This window comes from Dehalobacter sp. (genome assembly GCF_030063005.1).
In the GTDB taxonomy this organism is placed as follows: domain Bacteria; phylum Bacillota; class Desulfitobacteriia; order Desulfitobacteriales; family Syntrophobotulaceae; genus Dehalobacter; species Dehalobacter restrictus.
This window is the reverse complement of sequence record NZ_JAPDHR010000014.1, coordinates 45,709-63,277: the sequence shown is the minus strand read 5'-3', so window position 1 is coordinate 63,277 and position 17,569 is coordinate 45,709. Positions and strand designations below refer to the sequence as shown.

Below are 17,569 nucleotides of genomic sequence, written 5' to 3'. Positions count from 1 at the left end.
GTCAGTGCTATATTTTAACACGGTTTACCTTGTTCATGCAAATTGCCGGATGGAATTTTTATCCTTTTCAGCACTTTATTCAGCGATACCTCCTTTTCCGACAAATCCACTTCGACCATGTCGGTGATCGGCAGAACAGGTTGCAGTACTGCATTCAATATCTCATCGAGCGTTTCCACCGGAATGATCTGGATGTCCTTTTCCCAGTGAGCAAACCTGGCCTGCCAGTTTTCCTGCGGAATAAATACTTTTTTACACCCTGACTGGACGGCTGCCTCAATTTTGGCACTGATCCCGCCAACCGGTTTTACTCTGCCCCGGATCGATAACTCCCCGGTCATAGCTGCGGTATTGTCTACCTTGCATTTCTTAATTGCTGAATACACTGCGGTCGCCATTGCCGTCCCTGCAGACGGACCATCCATTGGAACTCCCCCAGGGAAATTGACATGGATATCGTAATGACGCGGTTCAATCCTATGCTCCCGGCAAAGCACCGTCAGAACATTTTCTAGTGAGGAGCGCGCCATACTTTTCCGGCGCGTTTTTTTACCCTCATAACCTGATTCTTCCTCTTCAACAATTCCGGTTACATAGAGCTCTCCCTTACGGTTCCTGACCGGGTAGGCTGTGACCTCGATTTCCAGGAGCATGCCAAGGTTCGCTCCGTAGATTGCTAGGCCGTTGACCAATCCTATCTGGGGGAAAGGCGGAATTTTTTTCTCCGGCCTTGGCGTGTATTGTCCGGTCGTAACCACCCATTCGATGTTCTCCTCATCGATACAGCAATGACCTTCATTTTGAACGACTCCGGCTGCCAGCTGCACGATATTGACAGCTTCTCTGCCGTTCGTGGCGTATTTTTCAAGAACTTCCAATGCTCTGTCTGTGATCTCTATATCAATTTTTTCGGCAGCGTTTTTGGCGATGACTGCAATTTCCTCCGGCTGAAGCGCCCTGAAGAAAATTTCCATACAGCGTGAGCGTACTGCCGCTGGTATTTCCTCCGGTCTTCTGGTCGTCGCACCGATCATTCTAAAATCTGCCGGCAAGCCGTTTTGGAAAATATCGTGGATGTGCTCAGGGACATTGCTGTCCTCAGAGCTGTAGTACGAGCTTTCCAGAATAACCTTGCGGTCCTCCATCACTTTAAGCAGTTTATTAATTTGGATAGTGTGAAGTTCACCAATTTCATCAATAAAAAGAATCCCACCGTGGGCTTTGGTGACTGCACCCATCTTAGGCTGCGGTATTCCCGCCATCCCCATGGCGCCAGCTCCCTGATAAATCGGATCATGGACAGAACCAATCAACGGGTCAGCGATCCCTCTCTCATCGAATCTGGCTGTCGTACCGTCAATTTCAATAAATTTTGCCTCACTTTTAAACGGTGAGAGCGAATTTTTCATAGCTTCTTGAAGGACAAGCCTGGCTGCGGCTGTTTTACCGACGCCCGGAGGCCCGTACAGCAGGACATGCTGGGGATTCGGCCCGCACAAAGCAGCCCGAAGTGCTTTCACGCCTTCTTTTTGTCCAATGATCTCCGCAAAGACTTCCGGTCTGGTCTTTTCCGACAGTGGGATCGTCAAAGATATTTTACGCATTCTTTGCAGCTTTTCTTTTTGTTTCACGGACTCCTTCTCCACAGCAGATCTCGTCGAGTACTGCTGCCTTAACATCGTCCAGAAATAAATCCCGACAACCAAGACAAAAGCCAGCTGAATCATCGCCAGTAGTGACCCAAACCCTAAACCTTCCATTCTTGTACCTCCTGCTCAAGACTCTCTATGTAGTATTTACCAGATCAGAAGATTCAAAACATATTGCCAAAATCGCCCGCAGAACCAGTTGCATTAATTATATTAAAGTGATATCATTATCATATCAATTAAATGTATGATCCAGCTGTTTGATCCAGTTCGATCAGACTGGATTTTTCTCCAAGAAAGGATGGTAAACTATGATCGAAAAAAAAGTATGGAAAATTAACGGGTTCTTAGGCATTCTCATTTTTTTAGCCCTTTTAGCTGCTGCAACATTTAATATTGTCGCCTCAGTCCAAGAAACAGGATTCACGAATATCGTACTGGCAGTGGTTCTGCTTCTTCTGGCACTGATTGTCTCAACCGGCATCCAGGTTATCCAGCCGAATCAAGCCAAAGTACTGACATTTTTCGGCAGCTATATTGGCAGTATCCGCGAACCCGGTATCTGGATGACGGTTCCGTTCGTTGCCGCAAAAAAGATTTCCCTAAAAGTCCGCAACTTCAACAGTGAGCGTTTGAAAGTCAATGATGTCGACGGCAATCCGATTGAAATTGCTGCGGTTGTCGTGATCAAAGTGGTGGACTCTGCTAAAGCTGTATTTGATGTGGACAATTATGAACAGTTTGTAGAAATCCAAAGTGAGACAGCATTGCGCCATGTTGCAACTAAATATCCTTATGACAATTATGAAGAAGGTGACGTTTCCTTAAGGGGCAACACCGAGGAAGTAGCCGAAGAAATTGCGAAGGAACTTCAGGAGCGCCTTACACTTGCCGGCGTGGAAGTAATTGAAGCCCGCCTGACCCACCTGGCCTATGCCACCGAGATTGCAAGCGCTATGCTTCAGAGGCAACAGGCCAACGCAATCCTGGCTGCCCGTCAGAAAATTGTGGAAGGTGCTGTCGGAATGGCCCAGATGGCCATTCAGCAGTTGGAAAACAGCGGGACAATTGAACTTGACGACGAACGCAAGATGGCAATGATCAACAATCTACTTGTGGCAATTGTCTCCGACCGTTCAGCCCAGCCAGTACTCAATACCGGCACCCTATATTAAAGAACGTCGGCAGGAGCAGGATAATGGCAGACAAGAAGAACTTTCCGCTGCGTATCGATCCAAGGCTATTCAGCATTATTGAAGAATGGGCGTCCGACGAATTCCGGAGCGTCAACGCTCACATTGAATATCTCCTGCGGGAAAGCGTCCGAAAAGCCGGAAGGATTCCTAAAAAAAAATCAGATTGACAAAAAGTGCCTTCTATGCAATATTGTTAGCGTAGGGAAATGAGAAATGAATGATTAATCCCAGGTGCCTCAGGATGAGGATAATAGGGAAGACCGGGAAACCGGCGCGGACCCACCACTGTATGCGGAGACGAATTCCGAATGCCACTGGATATGATCTGGGAAGGCCGGGAGGAGAATGACCCGTAAGCCAGGAGACCTGCCTAGGATTGGGAAGATGATGTAATGGTAAGAACACTTCCTTCAATGATTAAATGACTTAGAATGGGAAAGTCTCTTAGAATATAAGAGACTTTTATTTTGTTTTATTAAAATGAATCGAAACAAAGGAGAAATGATTATGAAGAAGAAACCAATTGCACTGCTGTTGATTCTGCCCCTGGTGCTTACCCTGGCCCTTGGGCTGGCCACAGGCTGTTCATCGCAAAATGAGCAAGCCTTGAAGGGAAAAACATTTACAGACACGATGGGCAGACAGATCACCCTTGACGCGTACCCCCAGAAAATTATTTCTTTAGCCCCTGCTATTACTGAAATACTTTTTGCCATTGGCCTTGATCAGGAAATTATCGGTGTAACCGATTACTGTGATTATCCCGAGCAAGCGTTGACTAAAGAAAAAATGGGCGGATTTAAGAACCCGAATCTGGAAACGATTGTCGCTGCCGAGCCCGATATGGTCTTTATTGCCGCCGGCGTGCAGGAAGATGTCATCAAGAAGCTTGAAGAGCTGAAGGTGACGGTTGTTGTACTCGACGCCGATACGATCGATCAGGTTATCAGCAATATCGAATTGGCCGGTTCTCTGACCGGTAAGGAAGCAGAAGCCAAGAAAGTCACTGCAGATATGAGAACCAGAATGACAAATATAACCTCCAAACTCAAAGACGTCGCCAAACCGACTGTATTTGTGGAAATTTGGGACGATCCTCTGATGTCGGCCGGTTCAACCAGTTTTGTCAATAACCTTATCGAAGTTGCCGGAGGCGTCAATATTGCTGCCGGCAATACTGAAAAATTTTATAATTACAGCATGGAAAGTCTGCTCCAAGCCGATCCAAATTATTACATCATCAATACTCATGCCCATACCCCAGCTGATATTCAAAACAGGACCGGCTATGAAGTCTTAAGTGCGGTGAAAGACAACAAGGTATATGCAGTCGACGACAACCTAATCAGCCGCTCAGGCCCAAGAGTCATTGACGGTCTGGAGCAAATCGCAAAAATTATTCATCCTGAAATTTTTGGAAATTAACGGTGCTATTAATCATGGATGTTTTAAAAAACCGGAAAAGTTGGAAGTACCTGCTGATCTGCTTCACCTTGTTTTTGATTGCTGTGGGCATTTTTTGCACAACGGTTGGCTCAGCAGATATTTCGTTTAAAGAGAGCGCCGGAATTATCATGAGCAAAGTACCTTTATTGAATCACTGGTTTCATGCCGAAGACTATCCCCATGTCCATCAAACGATTATCTGGTCTCTGCGTGTTCCGAGGATCATTCTGGCAGCTTTGGTTGGCGGAGCTCTGGGCGTCATCGGAGGTACCCTGCAGGGTTTTTTTAAAAACCCGATGGCCGATCCTTACGTAATGGGTGTATCCTCCGGAGCAGGTTTGGGTGCGACGGTCGCCATCATTACCGGAGCAGGCGGTCTCCTGGGCATGATCGAAATTCCTGTTTTCAGTTTTATCGGTGCTTTTCTGACAACCTGGATCGTCTACTCCCTAGCCAAAGTCGGGAAAAAAGTCGTTGTCACGACACTGCTGCTGGCAGGGGTCGCACTCAGTGCGTTTCTGTCAGCAGTCATGTCTTTTCTGATGGTTTTGAATACGGATGATATCGATAAAATTTATCTATGGCTCATGGGCAGTTTTGCCAACAAGAGCTGGGAGCATATCCAACTTGCCGCACCGTTTATCATTATTGGCGTGATTGTCTTATTCGCTTTAGCAAAGGAAATGAATGCGATGGTATTTGGCGACAGTACCGCCCAGCATCTTGGCATCAATCTTGGGAAACTGCAAATCATTCTGCTGATGGCCACCTCCCTGACAACAGCGGGAGCCGTGGCATCCTGCGGCTCCATTGGTTTTGTCGGACTAATCGTTCCACATATTGTCAGGATTATGGTTGGTCCGGATCACCGGGTCCTGCTTCCACTCTCCTTTCTGGTGGGTGGGACCTTTTTGGTGATTACCGATACGATTGCCAGGACATGCCTGGGTTCACAGGAAATCCCTGTTGGTGTCATCACTGCGCTTTTTGGCGGACCCTTCTTCATCTATCTGCTGAAGAAAAAGAAAGAGAGAGTAATATAAGTGGATTCTTCAATCATCGCCAGCAACCTTACATTCGCCTATGGCAGTAAAAATATTCTGGAAGACTTAAGTCTGGAAATCAGCAAGGGCAGTTTTGTGTCCATCATCGGCCCCAACGGGTCCGGCAAGTCTACCCTGCTGAAAAATATTACCGCAGAAATTACTCCCCAAAAGGGAGTTGTCCTGCTCGATGATCAGAATATTTTTAAGATTAGGAAAAAAGATCTTGCCAAAACGATTGCAGTGGTCCCCCAGGATACCGGAGGGGATTTTGCTTTTTCTGTCATGGAGACGGTACTGATGGGCAGAATGCCCCATCAAAAGAGATTTGAGGGCGATTCTGAAAAGGATATGGAGATTGCTCAATGGGCGATGGAACTGACAAACGTTTGGCATTTGAGGGACCGTTCTGTGAACGAACTAAGCGGAGGCGAGCGGCAAAGGGTCATTGTGGCGAGAGCCTTAACTCAGGAACCCAAAGTGCTGCTGCTTGATGAACCCACCTCTCATTTAGATATCCAGCACCAATACGAATTACTGGAGCTTCTGGATCGTTTGAATAAGACCAAAGGCCTGACCGTGATTACTGTTTTGCACGATCTTAACCTTGCTGCCCAGTTCAGCCATAAAATCATTCTTCTCGATAAAGGCAGAATTGTGGCTTATGGCAGTCCTGTTGAAGTGCTGACCGCCCGGAAGATCCGGGACAGCTACCATATCGAAGTTGCGATTACTACGAATGAAATCACCGGACGCTTTAATATTATTCCGTTAAGTAAAAAGAAGGACCGAAGTGAGGCTGCCAGGGATGTACGTATCCATTTACTCTGCGGCGGCGGAAGCGGTGTCTATCTGATGGAACAGTTGGTTCAAGCCGGTTATCAGGTGAGCTGCGGCGTCCTGAATGTTGGAGATTCGGACTGGAAAAAAGCCAAAGAGCTTGGCATTGCCGTATCAGAAGAAGCTCCTTTTGCCCCCATCTCCGCCGAAGCGTTTAACATGAACGAAGACCTTCTAAACGAAGCGGACTTGATCATTGTTTTGTCTGTCCCTTTCGGGTACGGGAACATCGTCAATTTAGAACAAGTTTCAGCGGCTTTACACCTTAAAAACAAAAAAGTAATGATTGTGGAACCTGAATCGGAACAGTGGGATTACACAGGAGATTTTACCGGTGGCAAAGCTGACAGCCTTCTCACCGGCATGTTACAGCATGGTGCAGAGAAGTTCGAAAGCATCCGGGAACTATTAGGTAGGATCGGAGGAAAATGATTTGCTTCTGTGGACTTACGAAACAGGTGATACCGTTGAGCGCTATAAAGACAGTATCATTATTTCTTTCAAGGACGACCGCAAGGTTCTGAGTACCGCCCATTTGAACGGCGGCTACCGTGAAAACCTGAAATTTGTTTTTAACCACGATATTAATTCCGGAATGGGCTTAACATGTGACATCACTCCAGCCGTCTATGAGGAACATATGAAGTTGATTGCCACGGAATTGGGTCTTGATCCTGAAGCCTCCGCAGGCCTGCTAACGGCCGCTGCCATGAACAATGTGACCATTCAGACTGCAAGCTACGAAGATCTGACCGTCACCGCAGTGGTAACCGGCGGCGTCGAAATGAACGGCGGCCGGATCGGTGATCCAGCTTTCTTCCATGAACGGCAGGGGGAAACGGTAAACATTCCGGCTGGAACGATTAATATTCTGCTGTATATCAATGCCGATCTTCCGGAAGAGACCCTGACCCGAGCACTTGTGACCTGTACAGAAGCCAAAACGGCTGCCCTGCAGGAGCTTATGGCCGGCAGCTGTTATTCCAGAGGCATCGCCACAGGATCAGGCACAGACGGGACGGTCATCATCTGCAACAGCAAGTCTGGCTCCCGGCTTTTCTATGCCGGCAAACACAGCAAATTGGGAGAACTGATTGGAATTACCGTCAAACAGGCTTTGAAAGAGGCTCTTTTCCTGCAGACCGGTCTTTGTCCGGAATACCAATTCAGTCTGTTGAACCGCCTGAAAAGATTCGGTATCAATGAAGAAACCCTCTGGCAGGAATACCAGAAGGGCATCGGTGTCCTGGAATGTCAAGGATCTACGTCTCGAACGGGAGTTCCGAATCAAGCGGAATCGAGAAAACTAGGATCGCTGGATAAGCAAAAGTTCCTGAACAGGTTAATAAAGATAGAACGCGAAGAGGAACTGGTGGTCCTCACTACGCTCTATGCCCATCTGATGGATCAATTGGACTGGCAGTTATTATCACCTGCCCAGGCTGCCTCCGAAGGCAAAATCATCATTGAACGTCTCAAGAGAAGTTATGATTTACCGGAGGATTTCCTGCATGATCCTTTGAATGATTTCTTAATTTTCTGCAGCTCCATTGACGATGCCATACTGGAAATGTCCCATTGCTTTGCAGTGCTAACAGTAAGGATCATTGCTGCAGCGAAGATCGACTAGAACAGTATCCTCAAATTGTTGTTTTTTCATTTTGTATATTACATTACCATTATGTGAGGGTAAGTCTGTGAGCCACAATACCGCTTTTCGGCTATTGCGCCATCCTTGGCGCAAAAAGCCGCGCTGCGCTATCCTGCTCCGCTCACAGCGAACTGTGTCCCCCAGACTGATCTTAGGGTTAAGTAGGTTTGCATGCTAGAATACAACTCATTATTTGTGGTACTAGCGGTTCAAACTAAAAACAGCCGCTGGCAAAGCTCATTCGTCGGCGGCTGTAAAATTTGCTTGGAAGCTTTATACGGAATTCCCCTCGATTCTGATCCCGCATTCTTTATATGATGGCTTAATAGACCCAAAATTTAACGTCATGTAGTCTATCCGCGGCCAAGCGGAGCACGATGCGGAGCGCGGCTTTTTGCGCCATGGATGGCGCAATAGCCAAAGAGCGGTTAGGGTACATGACGTAAACCCTAAGTTTACAAAAAATACTGCCAATAGCATAAAACTATTAACAGTATCTCATAGGTTTAGATTTATTCTGTTTAAGCTGATTCTTCCTTCTTGTTGTCCACCGTGATAAGCTCAGGCTCAATCCGCTGAAGGATTGTATCCTTGGTAACGATGCATTTGGTGACATCCGAACGGGTTGGAATATCATACATGACATTCAGCATGATTTCTTCCATAATCGCCCTGAGACCCCTCGCTCCTGTATTACGGCGAATCGCTTCTTCAGCAATGGCTCTAAGCGCATCTTCTTTAAACTCCAGCCCTACACCGTCCATCTCCAGCAATTTTTCATATTGTTTAACCAGAGCGTTTTTGGGCTGGGTCAAAATGCTAACCAGCGCATCCTGATCCAGGGCATCCAAGGTAACAATAACAGGAAGCCTTCCGACAAACTCGGGAATTAACCCGTATTTTAAGAGGTCTACCGGCAGGATCTGCCTTAAGAATTCCCCGACGTTCTTTTCATTCTTCTTTTGAATTTCCGCCCCAAAACCCATCACTTTCTTGCCAATACGGTTTTGAATCAGCTTGTCAATCCCATCAAAAGCCCCGCCGACAATGAACAGGATGTTCGTGGTATCGAGCTGGATGAATTCCTGGTGGGGATGCTTGCGTCCTCCCTGTGGAGGAACACTGGCTACTGTGCCTTCCAGAATTTTGAGCAGTGCCTGCTGGACACCTTCACCTGATACATCCCTTGTAATGGATGGATTCTCAGATTTCCGGGCAATCTTATCGATCTCATCAATATAGATGATCCCTCGCTCTGCCCTCTCAATATCATAATCAGCAGCCTGAATCAGTTTGAGGAGAATATTCTCGACATCTTCTCCGACATAGCCGGCTTCCGTCAGTGAGGTTGCATCCGCTATAGCAAATGGAACATTAAGAACTTTAGCCAGTGTAGAAGCAAGCAGCGTCTTACCGGAACCTGTTGGACCGAGCATAATGATATTGGATTTCTGAAGTTCGACATCATCGACCTTCATGCCAATGCTGATACGCTTGTAATGGTTATAAACTGCAACAGATAATGCTTTTTTTGCTTCGTCCTGACCGACAACGTATTGATCAAGAATACTTCTGATTTCTTTTGGCTTAGGTATCTCTCCAATTTCTGAACCTACATCATCCTGGAGCTCCTCTTCTATGATTTCATTACAGAGCTCGATGCATTCATCACAAATGTATACCCCGGGACCTGCTACCAGTTTCTTGACCTGTTCCTGTGTTTTACCGCAAAAGGAACACTTCAGTTGATTCTTTTCATCGTTAAACTTTGCCATATGCTCACCCCTTTACTGAGAATTCCCTTATCATTGTCGCAATAACTATCTTATTCATTTTCCTCCGCAACATTACTCTCTGAATCCGTGTTCTGTGCTGCAGCACTTTCCTGCCCTGCTCCATTGTTCTTGACCAGGAAATCAACGGTATGCTCTGATGTTAAACTAATTTTGAACATCTGCATCTCGCCGCGAGCTTCAAGAGCTGACTTCAGTTCTTCAGCTGTCCTGCCATACTGCATAGCCATTCTATTAATCTCGGATTCAATTTCTTCATCGGTAACCGTAATTCCTTCTTTTTCCGCAATTGCTTCGAGGACAAGTTCAGTTTTTAGTCCATCAGTTGCCTGTTGGCTAAAGGATTCGCGAAGCGCTTCTCTGCTGGTATTGACATACTGGCAATACTGCTCCATGGAAATCCCTTGATAGGACATGTTCTGCTGCAGGTCTTCCATTAACGCATCAATGCGCTCCTGTTTCATTCCTTCAGGAATTTCACAGACTGCGTTTTCAGCGACCTTCTTAATAACTTCGGTCTTATATTCATTGTCACGTCTGGTTTCTGCAGCTGAAATCATCTTTTCTCTAATATCCTGCTTCAATTCTTCCAACGTGTCAAATTCGCTGACGTCTTTGGCAAACTCGTCATCCAGAGCAGCCAGTTCTTTTCTCTTAATACCGTTGATCTTGACTTTAAATATGGCATCTTTTCCAGATAGCTCTTCGCTGTGATAGCCTTCCGGGAACTTGACATTAATTTCGAGTTCCTGACCATTCTTAGAACCTTTTATTTGTTCCTCAAATCCTGGGATAAAAGTGCCGGAACCGATAGTTAACTCGTGATTCTCGCCTTTTCCTCCTTCAAACGGCACATCACCGAGGAATCCTTCAAAGTCAATCGTGACGATATCCTGGTCAATGATTTCTCCGTCTTCAACCGGAATAAGTTTAGCGTGTCTGTTTTGACGGCGTTCCAGTTCTTCGGCCACCTGCTCGTCTGTAACCTCAACAGCCTGTTTTTCGATGCCAAGACCCTTATATTGTCCCAGCTCTACATCAGGTTTGGTCTCTACCGTAACTTTAAAAATGAGATCTTTATCTGCCTCGAATTGGACGACCTGCATAGCCGGTCTGGAAACTGGCGTAATAGAATGCTCTTTATAGGCTTCAAATAAAGCCGGGTAAGAGACCTGCTCCATCACTTCATTATTCACAGCGTCTTTATCAACATACCTTTCTATTATATGCTTGGGGGCTTTTCCTTTGCGAAAACCTGGTATGCTGAGTCCCTGGCCAGCTCTTTTCATCACCCGGTCAAAAGCTGCAGAAACCTCTTCAACCCCAACCATAATTTCCATTTCGTAGATGTTATTGTTCTTCTTTTCGATCTTGACAGACATGTCCGCTCCTCCTTGGAATTTAACCTTACATTATTTTTTATATTTAAATAGTATCAACATTTCACACCAGGATATTCTGCCCTTTTTCAAAAAAATGCAAACCTAGCTTAAGCGTAAATCCCTGGAAAAAAGCAATAAGCTCAGAAAGAGGAAACATCCGTTTCCCCTTTCCAGTAAACCTGATATTGACCAGTTAATATTATCAGAAGTTTTTCAAAGAATCAAGGAAAACGCTTGATATTCTGTTTAAATCTACTACCTTGTTAACCCTAATTTTGGAATATAATGGCGAGCAGATTTCCTGCCGGGTACTAAATCGCTTCTGTTTTGAACGAATCGGTTTTGGTACTTTTCCTAAGTGTCAAAATATACGCGGCTGCATTCTGTGAAGGATTGACCGGCAGTATCATCCGGGCCGCAGAACTCATTGTCTCCAGTCTGGCCAAATGCTTGAACAGCTCTACTGTGTAGTGGATCAGTTCATCCGGGGTCCCGAAAGCCTTCCCCGCTCCCGCTTGTTCAACGAAATAAGCATTTCCTTTTTCATGCCCTGGGATCGGTCTGTACATCAGCAAGGGAAGCCCCATGGTCAGCGCTTCGGAAATCGTCAGTGCTCCTCCTTTAGTGATCATAAGATCAGAAGCTGCCATCAGTTCCTGAACATTGTCGACATGACCGTAGAGTCTGATGCAGAGATTTGTTTCCCGAATTTCACTGTTAAGCGCATGGTACAGTTCTTTATTGTAGCCGCAAACCACCAATAATTGTGCCGAAATATCCTGAGCCAGGTTCCGGACAATATCCTTCAGTTCTGCGACATTGCTTACGGGCTTACCGTTAAGACCCATGATAAGTACCGTCTTCCGGTCCAGGTCAAGCCGTAGTTTTTGTTTAGCAGCGCTTTTTTGCATGGGTTCTTCAAATCTTAACCGGAGAGGGATCCCGGACTGAATCACGTTCTGGGGCGCTATTCCTGCCTCCACGAGCCTGGTACAGGCATCCTTGCAACCTACAATATACTTATCCGTTCCGGAGTGGATCCATACGCCGTGAACAAGGTAGTCCGTCACCACCGTGACCAGCGGAACAGAAAGGAGCCCTTTCAGCTTCAGTTCACCCAGTAGGGCAGCCGGTATAAAATGAGTACTTACAATCACATCAGGATTAAACTTCCAGATGCAGTCCAACAGCTTCTTCGTTTCCAATCCCCGCACAAACTTCCGGCAATCTTCGGCAGTCAATCCTGCCGTCTTTTCAAAGAGTATTCTCCAGAGTTTTGGCGTCTTCTTAATCATTGTTGCGTAGGCTTTCCTCATAAAATAATCCGTGTTAAAGTAAAAAAAAGAACCAAAATCTAAGTGCTTTACCTCTATTGGCGAAGGTTGATGACGAAAAGCTTCGGCGAGTGCTTCGCCTGCCTGGAAATGTCCTTCACCATAGTTTGATGAAAAAATTAGAATTCCCGACACTTCTTTTTCCCCTTCCAAACACTCTCTTCATTTGGTGTCATTACTATTCATATTATGGACCGGATCAAATAATTATATATGAAAGATATTCTAGTCCAAGGATCCGGGATTATTCTGCTACATCCATATTATAATAATTGCCGGTCGACATTTAAATACTTTTTCTCGATTTTTTCACAATCGGTGTTATATCTTCTGCAACTTCTTTGTTGCAGCACCTCCATTTTGCCAATTTGTGATCTAGTGCGTAAGAAACGAAAATCTAAGGCTGGAAACGCAGAAACAAAAAAGACAGTCAACCTTCTTTATAGGTCAACTGCCTCGAAATCATCAATTTTGGTGCGGGAGACAGGACTTGAACCTGCACGGAGTTACCCGCTGGAACCTAAATCCAGTGCGTCTGCCAGTTCCGCCACTCCCGCATGTAAAAGTTGGCTGGGGTAGATGGATTTGAACCACCGGTGTCGGAGTCAGAGTCCGATGCCTTACCGCTTGGCGATACCCCATTGGAATGAAAATCGGTTATGCAATTCCCTGACAGTTCTAACACGCAAACAGTATTATACTTAAAAAAATTTGCCCTGTCAAACAAAATTATACAAAAAAATAGTGTCCTTATTTGATCGGACACTGGAAGTTTTTGCAGAAAGAGTTAAAACCAAAGACATAAAGCGCTGCTTTTTCAATTCTAAGACTCTGCCATTGTTTTATATCGATTTTTTCACCAAACCGGTTCTCGGCAATTCCATCTTTTCCGATCCAGCCTGAAGCTTCCCCCTCGCCTAAACGGATTTCCCATTTGCCTTCATTTTTACCAGGTAAGATCTGAACATTGCATCGGGCATGGAAAATTTCTACAAGTTTGACGAACAATCTAAAAAAATATTCTTCATATTCAATGGGCTCACTTTGCGGGATCGCAAGGTCGGAACAAATATCCTCGACCAGCACTGTCAGCCCCTTGGCAGGGTTATAGCGATGATAAAATGCTGTCGTAAGGGATCCGTAATTAATGATCCCGGAATCATAATCAATCGTCAGTGGATGGTCTAGATCCGTAAAAAGAAGTGTAATCGCGTTGCCGGAAATACCCCATTTTCCTTGATAACGCGACAGCAACTGGTCTGCAATCTGAAAAGACAGAATATAGGTGGATATTTGCTTTTCATCTCTGATAGCGCATCCTATACAATCTCTATCCTGATTATAAGCTATTGATGAAATTCTCATCATAATCAATTACCCCCCCACTCTTGTCTCACTATATGATACACTGTTTCATTTTGTACGCATAAAAATAAGTTTGTTTTATTCTTTGAAACACCGTTTCATATTTGATCTAAACCTATTTCCATGTCCATCTTTTCATTTTTTTTGCTCAAGCTTGATTCTGATCTTTTGGTTATTTTATGCAAACTAATACAGAAGGATTCTGAAATATTTGAAAATGTAGTATTAATATTATGTACTAGTTTTCTACTTCCGTCAAGCGTTTCTTTTGGCAGATTACTGTAATATCAGCGGCCAGAATATCCTAATCTGAAGGATATATCCTGACCAACACGCTTGATTTCCTGACCGACCTTTTCAATCCCTTTCTCCATCAGCCTGTTAATTGGTCCGGAAATGCTGATCGCGCCAATAGTTCCGCCCGAATAATCATAAATGGGTGTTCCTATGTTAATGACCCCGACTTCAGTTTCTTCAGCGGCAACTGCAATACCTGTTCTTCTTATTTCCTTCAGCTGTTTGATCAGTTTTTCCGGATCTGTAATCGTCTGCTGAGTAAAACGGGGCATACCCTTTTTCTGCAGAATAAGCCTTACTTCCTCTTCCGGCAAAGTGGAAAGGATTGCTTTACCAACCGCCGTGCAATGCATGTAACCTCTGCTGCCTACCTTGGAGTGCATGCCGATCAACTGGGAACTTTCCTTATGATCGATAAACACCACTTCGCCGTTGTCGGGCAGGACCAGATGAACTACTTCATCAAAGGTTTTAGCCAGGCTTTCCAGATAGCGCTCGGCAACCTTCCGGACTTCAAGCTGATTGAAAAATGCGTTGCCAACTTCGGCTATTGTTATCCCGAGACGGTACCGTTCCCTGTCTTTCTCTTTTTCGACATATCCCCGATAGCATAAAGTCTGAATAATCCGATGTACCGTGCTTTTATGCAGCCCTATCTTGCTGCCAATTTCAGTCACGCCGAATGATTCCCTAGAACTGGCCAGCACTTCCAATATATCCAGCGCTCTTTCCACAGTCTGAACATATCTTTCTGTCACAAACAGGCCTCCCATCTTCTTGCTGATTTCTATTATGGATGATTTTAATAAGAATAACAATAAAAAATTAAATTGAATACTCCAAAGGATTTACAAATGATTTACAGATAATAAACCAAGAAATGGTATACTTGTTTCATGGTCCCCTAAAAGAGAATGCGATGGAAGGTGAATATCATATGGGAGAAATCAGGTCTAAATCATTGGTGATACTCTTATGTTTCCTCGTCAATTTCCTGACTATGCCTCAGATTTCTGCCGCCGCTTTGTCGGCTCCGACAAACTTATCCGCTTCTACGCTCAGTCCGAATGAAATTGCGTTAACCTGGACTATCGTAAACGGCGCGGACAAGTACAATATCTACCGGTCAACTTCCCATTCCGGAACCTACTCTTTTACTAACTCGGTCACCACAAACCAATATACCGACACCGGTTTAACCTCCAGCCAAACCTATTACTATAAGGTCCAGACTGCCGACAACAACGAAACAAGCGCACTTTCTTCCTATGCTGGCGCCACGACCCTTGCATCTTTCTCAAGTCTTTCAGCGAAATCCTCCGGACCAGGGCAAATCTATCTTTCCTGGAATTCAATCAGTGGAATGACCTCTTACGCGGTCTACCGCTCGGCTTCGTATTCAGGGACCTATACAGAGATTTCCTCGACGGTATATACCAATTATACAGATGGCAGCCTGACATCAGGCAATACTTATTATTACAAGATCAAAGCTGTTGGGAGTTCCGGTATAGGCTATTTTTCCAATATCGTTAACGCGACCGCTGGCAGTCCAGGATCATCTTTCATAACCTCAAATCGTTTGTCAGGCAGTGACAGATATGAGACATCTGCTTTGATTTCCCAGTATGGCTGGAGTTCTTCCAGCTATGCCGTCATCGTCAACGGTGAAAATTATCCGGATGCCTTATGCAGCGCTCCGCTCGCCTCGAAGTATAATGCTCCTATTCTACTGACCTCAAGCGGATCATTAAGCGCCAAGACCAGGACCGAACTTTCCCGTCTGCACGTCTCACATGTCTTTCTTATTGGTGGGACTTCAGCCATCTCCACAAGCGTGGAGCGGGAGATCTATTATATGGGGATATCCATATCCAGGATTGCCGGTTCTGACCGCTATGACACCTCAGTCAGAATCGCCCAGACGCTGGGAAGCTATAGCCAGGCAATCATTGCCACGGGCGAAAACTTTGCGGATGCTTTGTCTGCTGCTCCTATCGCCGCGATCAAGGAAATTCCGATCCTGCTTACGGCCAAAAACAGCTTGCCCGGTAACATCCAGCAAGCTCTGCAAAATGTCACCAGTACATATGTTGTTGGCGGTACCGGTGTCATCAGCATCAGTGTTTTAAATCTTCTTCCTGCGGGGAAAAGGTTGAGTGGTGCAGACCGCTATGAAACCAACCTTAAAATCATTAATGAATTTTCAGCTCAACTCAATCTGGCAGCCTGCTGTATCGCAACCGGGCAATCGTTTCCCGATGCGCTCGCAGGTTCGGCCCTGGCAGCACAGACAAATTCCCCGGTTATTTTGGTCAACACTCTGACCAACACTTCTGCCGGGAATTATATCAGTCAGAAAAGTGATCTGATCAGCAAATTGATTGTCTTCGGCGGTACAGCCGTAATACCGCAAAACGTCGTGAACACCCTTTTGGACGATATTGCTTCTGTCCCGGCTGCTCCGGCGAATCTTACAGCGAAATCGCAAAGTATCCATCAAATTGCCTTATCCTGGCCAACAGTGAACGGTGCCACTTCCTATGCTGTATACCGCGCTTCTTCCTACTCTGGATCTTTCTTCCAAATCGCAACATTATCCTCAACCTCGTATATCAACAACGGCTTATCCGCCAACACAACATATTATTATAAGATAAAAGCTATGAACGGTACCGGATCGAGCGCCTTTTCACCTGTCGCAAGTGCTACGACTGCGCTCAGCGTCCCGTCTGCCCCGACAAATCTTACGGCAACATCGAAAAGTTCCAGTCAGATCACACTTTCCTGGTCCTCTGTCAGCGGGGCAGCATCCTATTCCATTTACAGGGCATCCTCTCCCGAGGGCACCTACAGTGCGATAGCGGAAAATGTGGCAGCACCTCCTTACACGGATACAGGCCTTGATCGGGAGACAACCTATTATTATAAAATCATTGCACTAAACAGCAGCGGCCAGAGCGGTCTATCCGCGGAAGCATCCGCCACGACGCAGGCAGCTGTTCCGTGAAAATATAAATAAAAACTTTATCTTGCGATAAAGCTTAATCTTTTTATATGGGGTGAATGATGGGACTTGCTCCGCCGCTTCGCGGCTATCACGCCGGGGCGGGTAAATGCTTCCATAGGTCGCATTTCCTTTTTCCGCCCGTTCAAGTCCCATCATTCCTAATAATAAAGCTTTATCTTGCGATAAAGCTTAATCTTTTTATATGGGGTGAATGATGGGACTTGAACCCACGAGTGCCGGAGCCACAATCCGGTAGGAAAGCGGCATATCCGCAACCCCGCTTATAATGCGGTTTTCACATATTATATTGTTCAGAATCGTCCCTGCAACACGCCGGGCTACGCTTTTATAACCTAACCGGATTATACTATATATTCTACAATTGAGCAAATTCATGAGGTATAATAGCACATTCCGAATCATTGTTCTTAGTTCACTTAAAATAGGGTATGATTCCATCTAGACTGATCAATATGGCAGGGGTATTGATTGTTGCGATTATTAAGCCTTAGGATCCTAGCACTGTATAGATATATGCTTCCACTTTAGTTACCGAACAGCTT

Annotated in this window: 13 protein-coding genes, 2 tRNA genes and 1 riboswitch; of the genes, 7 read left to right on the top strand and 8 right to left on the bottom strand. The window is 45.5% G+C overall.

The annotated features are described in order from the left end of the window. Window positions 1-14: 14 nt before the first annotated feature. A complete protein-coding gene (lonB, locus tag OKX56_RS04335; RefSeq protein ID WP_015044664.1) occupies window positions 15-1,760 on the bottom strand; it encodes an ATP-dependent protease LonB in 1,746 nt (581 codons plus the stop codon). Window positions 1,761-1,960: 200 nt separating this feature from the next. On the opposite strand from lonB, the gene OKX56_RS04330 reads away from it, so the two are divergent. The 6 genes from OKX56_RS04330 (at window position 1,961) to OKX56_RS04305 (ending at window position 7,804) form a co-directional block, all read left to right on the top strand. Further along, the gene (locus OKX56_RS04330; RefSeq protein ID WP_015044665.1) at window positions 1,961-2,824 is read left to right on the top strand and encodes an SPFH domain-containing protein; all 864 of its coding nucleotides are present in this window, start codon (window positions 1,961-1,963) and stop codon (window positions 2,822-2,824) included. Between the two features lie 23 nt (window positions 2,825-2,847). Beyond that, a complete protein-coding gene (locus OKX56_RS04325; protein ID WP_015044666.1) occupies window positions 2,848-3,012 on the top strand; it encodes a type II toxin-antitoxin system antitoxin in 165 nt (54 codons plus the stop codon). A gap of 45 nt (window positions 3,013-3,057) precedes the next feature. Further along, a riboswitch (cobalamin riboswitch) is annotated at window positions 3,058-3,233 on the top strand. Between the two features lie 119 nt (window positions 3,234-3,352). Continuing rightward, the gene (locus OKX56_RS04320) at window positions 3,353-4,270 is read left to right on the top strand and encodes an ABC transporter substrate-binding protein (RefSeq protein WP_015044667.1); all 918 of its coding nucleotides are present in this window, start codon (window positions 3,353-3,355) and stop codon (window positions 4,268-4,270) included. Between the two features lie 14 nt (window positions 4,271-4,284). Then, window positions 4,285-5,334 (top strand): FecCD family ABC transporter permease, encoded by a 1,050-nt coding sequence (locus OKX56_RS04315; RefSeq protein ID WP_015044668.1) that lies wholly within the window; start codon window positions 4,285-4,287, stop codon window positions 5,332-5,334. Continuing rightward, window positions 5,335-6,606, top strand: coding sequence for a heme ABC transporter ATP-binding protein (locus OKX56_RS04310; protein WP_015044669.1), 1,272 nt, complete (start codon window positions 5,335-5,337; stop codon window positions 6,604-6,606). A 1-nt stretch (window position 6,607) separates the two neighbouring features. Beyond that, a complete protein-coding gene (locus tag OKX56_RS04305; RefSeq protein ID WP_015044670.1) occupies window positions 6,608-7,804 on the top strand; it encodes an adenosylcobinamide amidohydrolase in 1,197 nt (398 codons plus the stop codon). 542 nt (window positions 7,805-8,346) lie between these two features. Here OKX56_RS04305 and clpX read toward each other — a convergent pair. From clpX to OKX56_RS04270, 7 genes are all read right to left on the bottom strand, one after another. Beyond that, window positions 8,347-9,600, bottom strand: a complete 1,254-nt coding sequence (clpX, locus tag OKX56_RS04300; protein WP_015044671.1) for an ATP-dependent Clp protease ATP-binding subunit ClpX — start codon at window positions 9,598-9,600, stop codon at window positions 8,347-8,349. A 50-nt stretch (window positions 9,601-9,650) separates the two neighbouring features. Further along, complete coding sequence (gene tig, locus OKX56_RS04295; RefSeq protein WP_015044672.1) at window positions 9,651-11,000, bottom strand: trigger factor; 1,350 nt, start codon at window positions 10,998-11,000, stop codon at window positions 9,651-9,653. A gap of 311 nt (window positions 11,001-11,311) precedes the next feature. Continuing rightward, the gene (locus tag OKX56_RS04290) at window positions 11,312-12,469 is read right to left on the bottom strand and encodes an MGDG synthase family glycosyltransferase (RefSeq protein ID WP_242824916.1); all 1,158 of its coding nucleotides are present in this window, start codon (window positions 12,467-12,469) and stop codon (window positions 11,312-11,314) included. A 337-nt stretch (window positions 12,470-12,806) separates the two neighbouring features. Beyond that, a tRNA-Leu gene (locus OKX56_RS04285) sits at window positions 12,807-12,891 on the bottom strand. A gap of 10 nt (window positions 12,892-12,901) precedes the next feature. After that, a tRNA-Gln gene (locus OKX56_RS04280) sits at window positions 12,902-12,975 on the bottom strand. A gap of 109 nt (window positions 12,976-13,084) precedes the next feature. Further along, entirely contained in the window at window positions 13,085-13,702 is a 618-nt protein-coding gene (locus OKX56_RS04275; RefSeq protein ID WP_015044674.1) for a hypothetical protein, read from the bottom strand. Window positions 13,703-13,986: 284 nt separating this feature from the next. Next, on the bottom strand, window positions 13,987-14,754 hold the full coding sequence (locus tag OKX56_RS04270) for an IclR family transcriptional regulator (protein WP_015044675.1): 768 nt from the start codon (window positions 14,752-14,754) through the stop codon (window positions 13,987-13,989). 179 nt (window positions 14,755-14,933) lie between these two features. On the opposite strand from OKX56_RS04270, the gene OKX56_RS04265 reads away from it, so the two are divergent. After that, complete coding sequence (locus OKX56_RS04265; RefSeq protein ID WP_015045397.1) at window positions 14,934-17,006, top strand: cell wall-binding repeat-containing protein; 2,073 nt, start codon at window positions 14,934-14,936, stop codon at window positions 17,004-17,006. Window positions 17,007-17,569 lie beyond the last annotated feature (563 nt).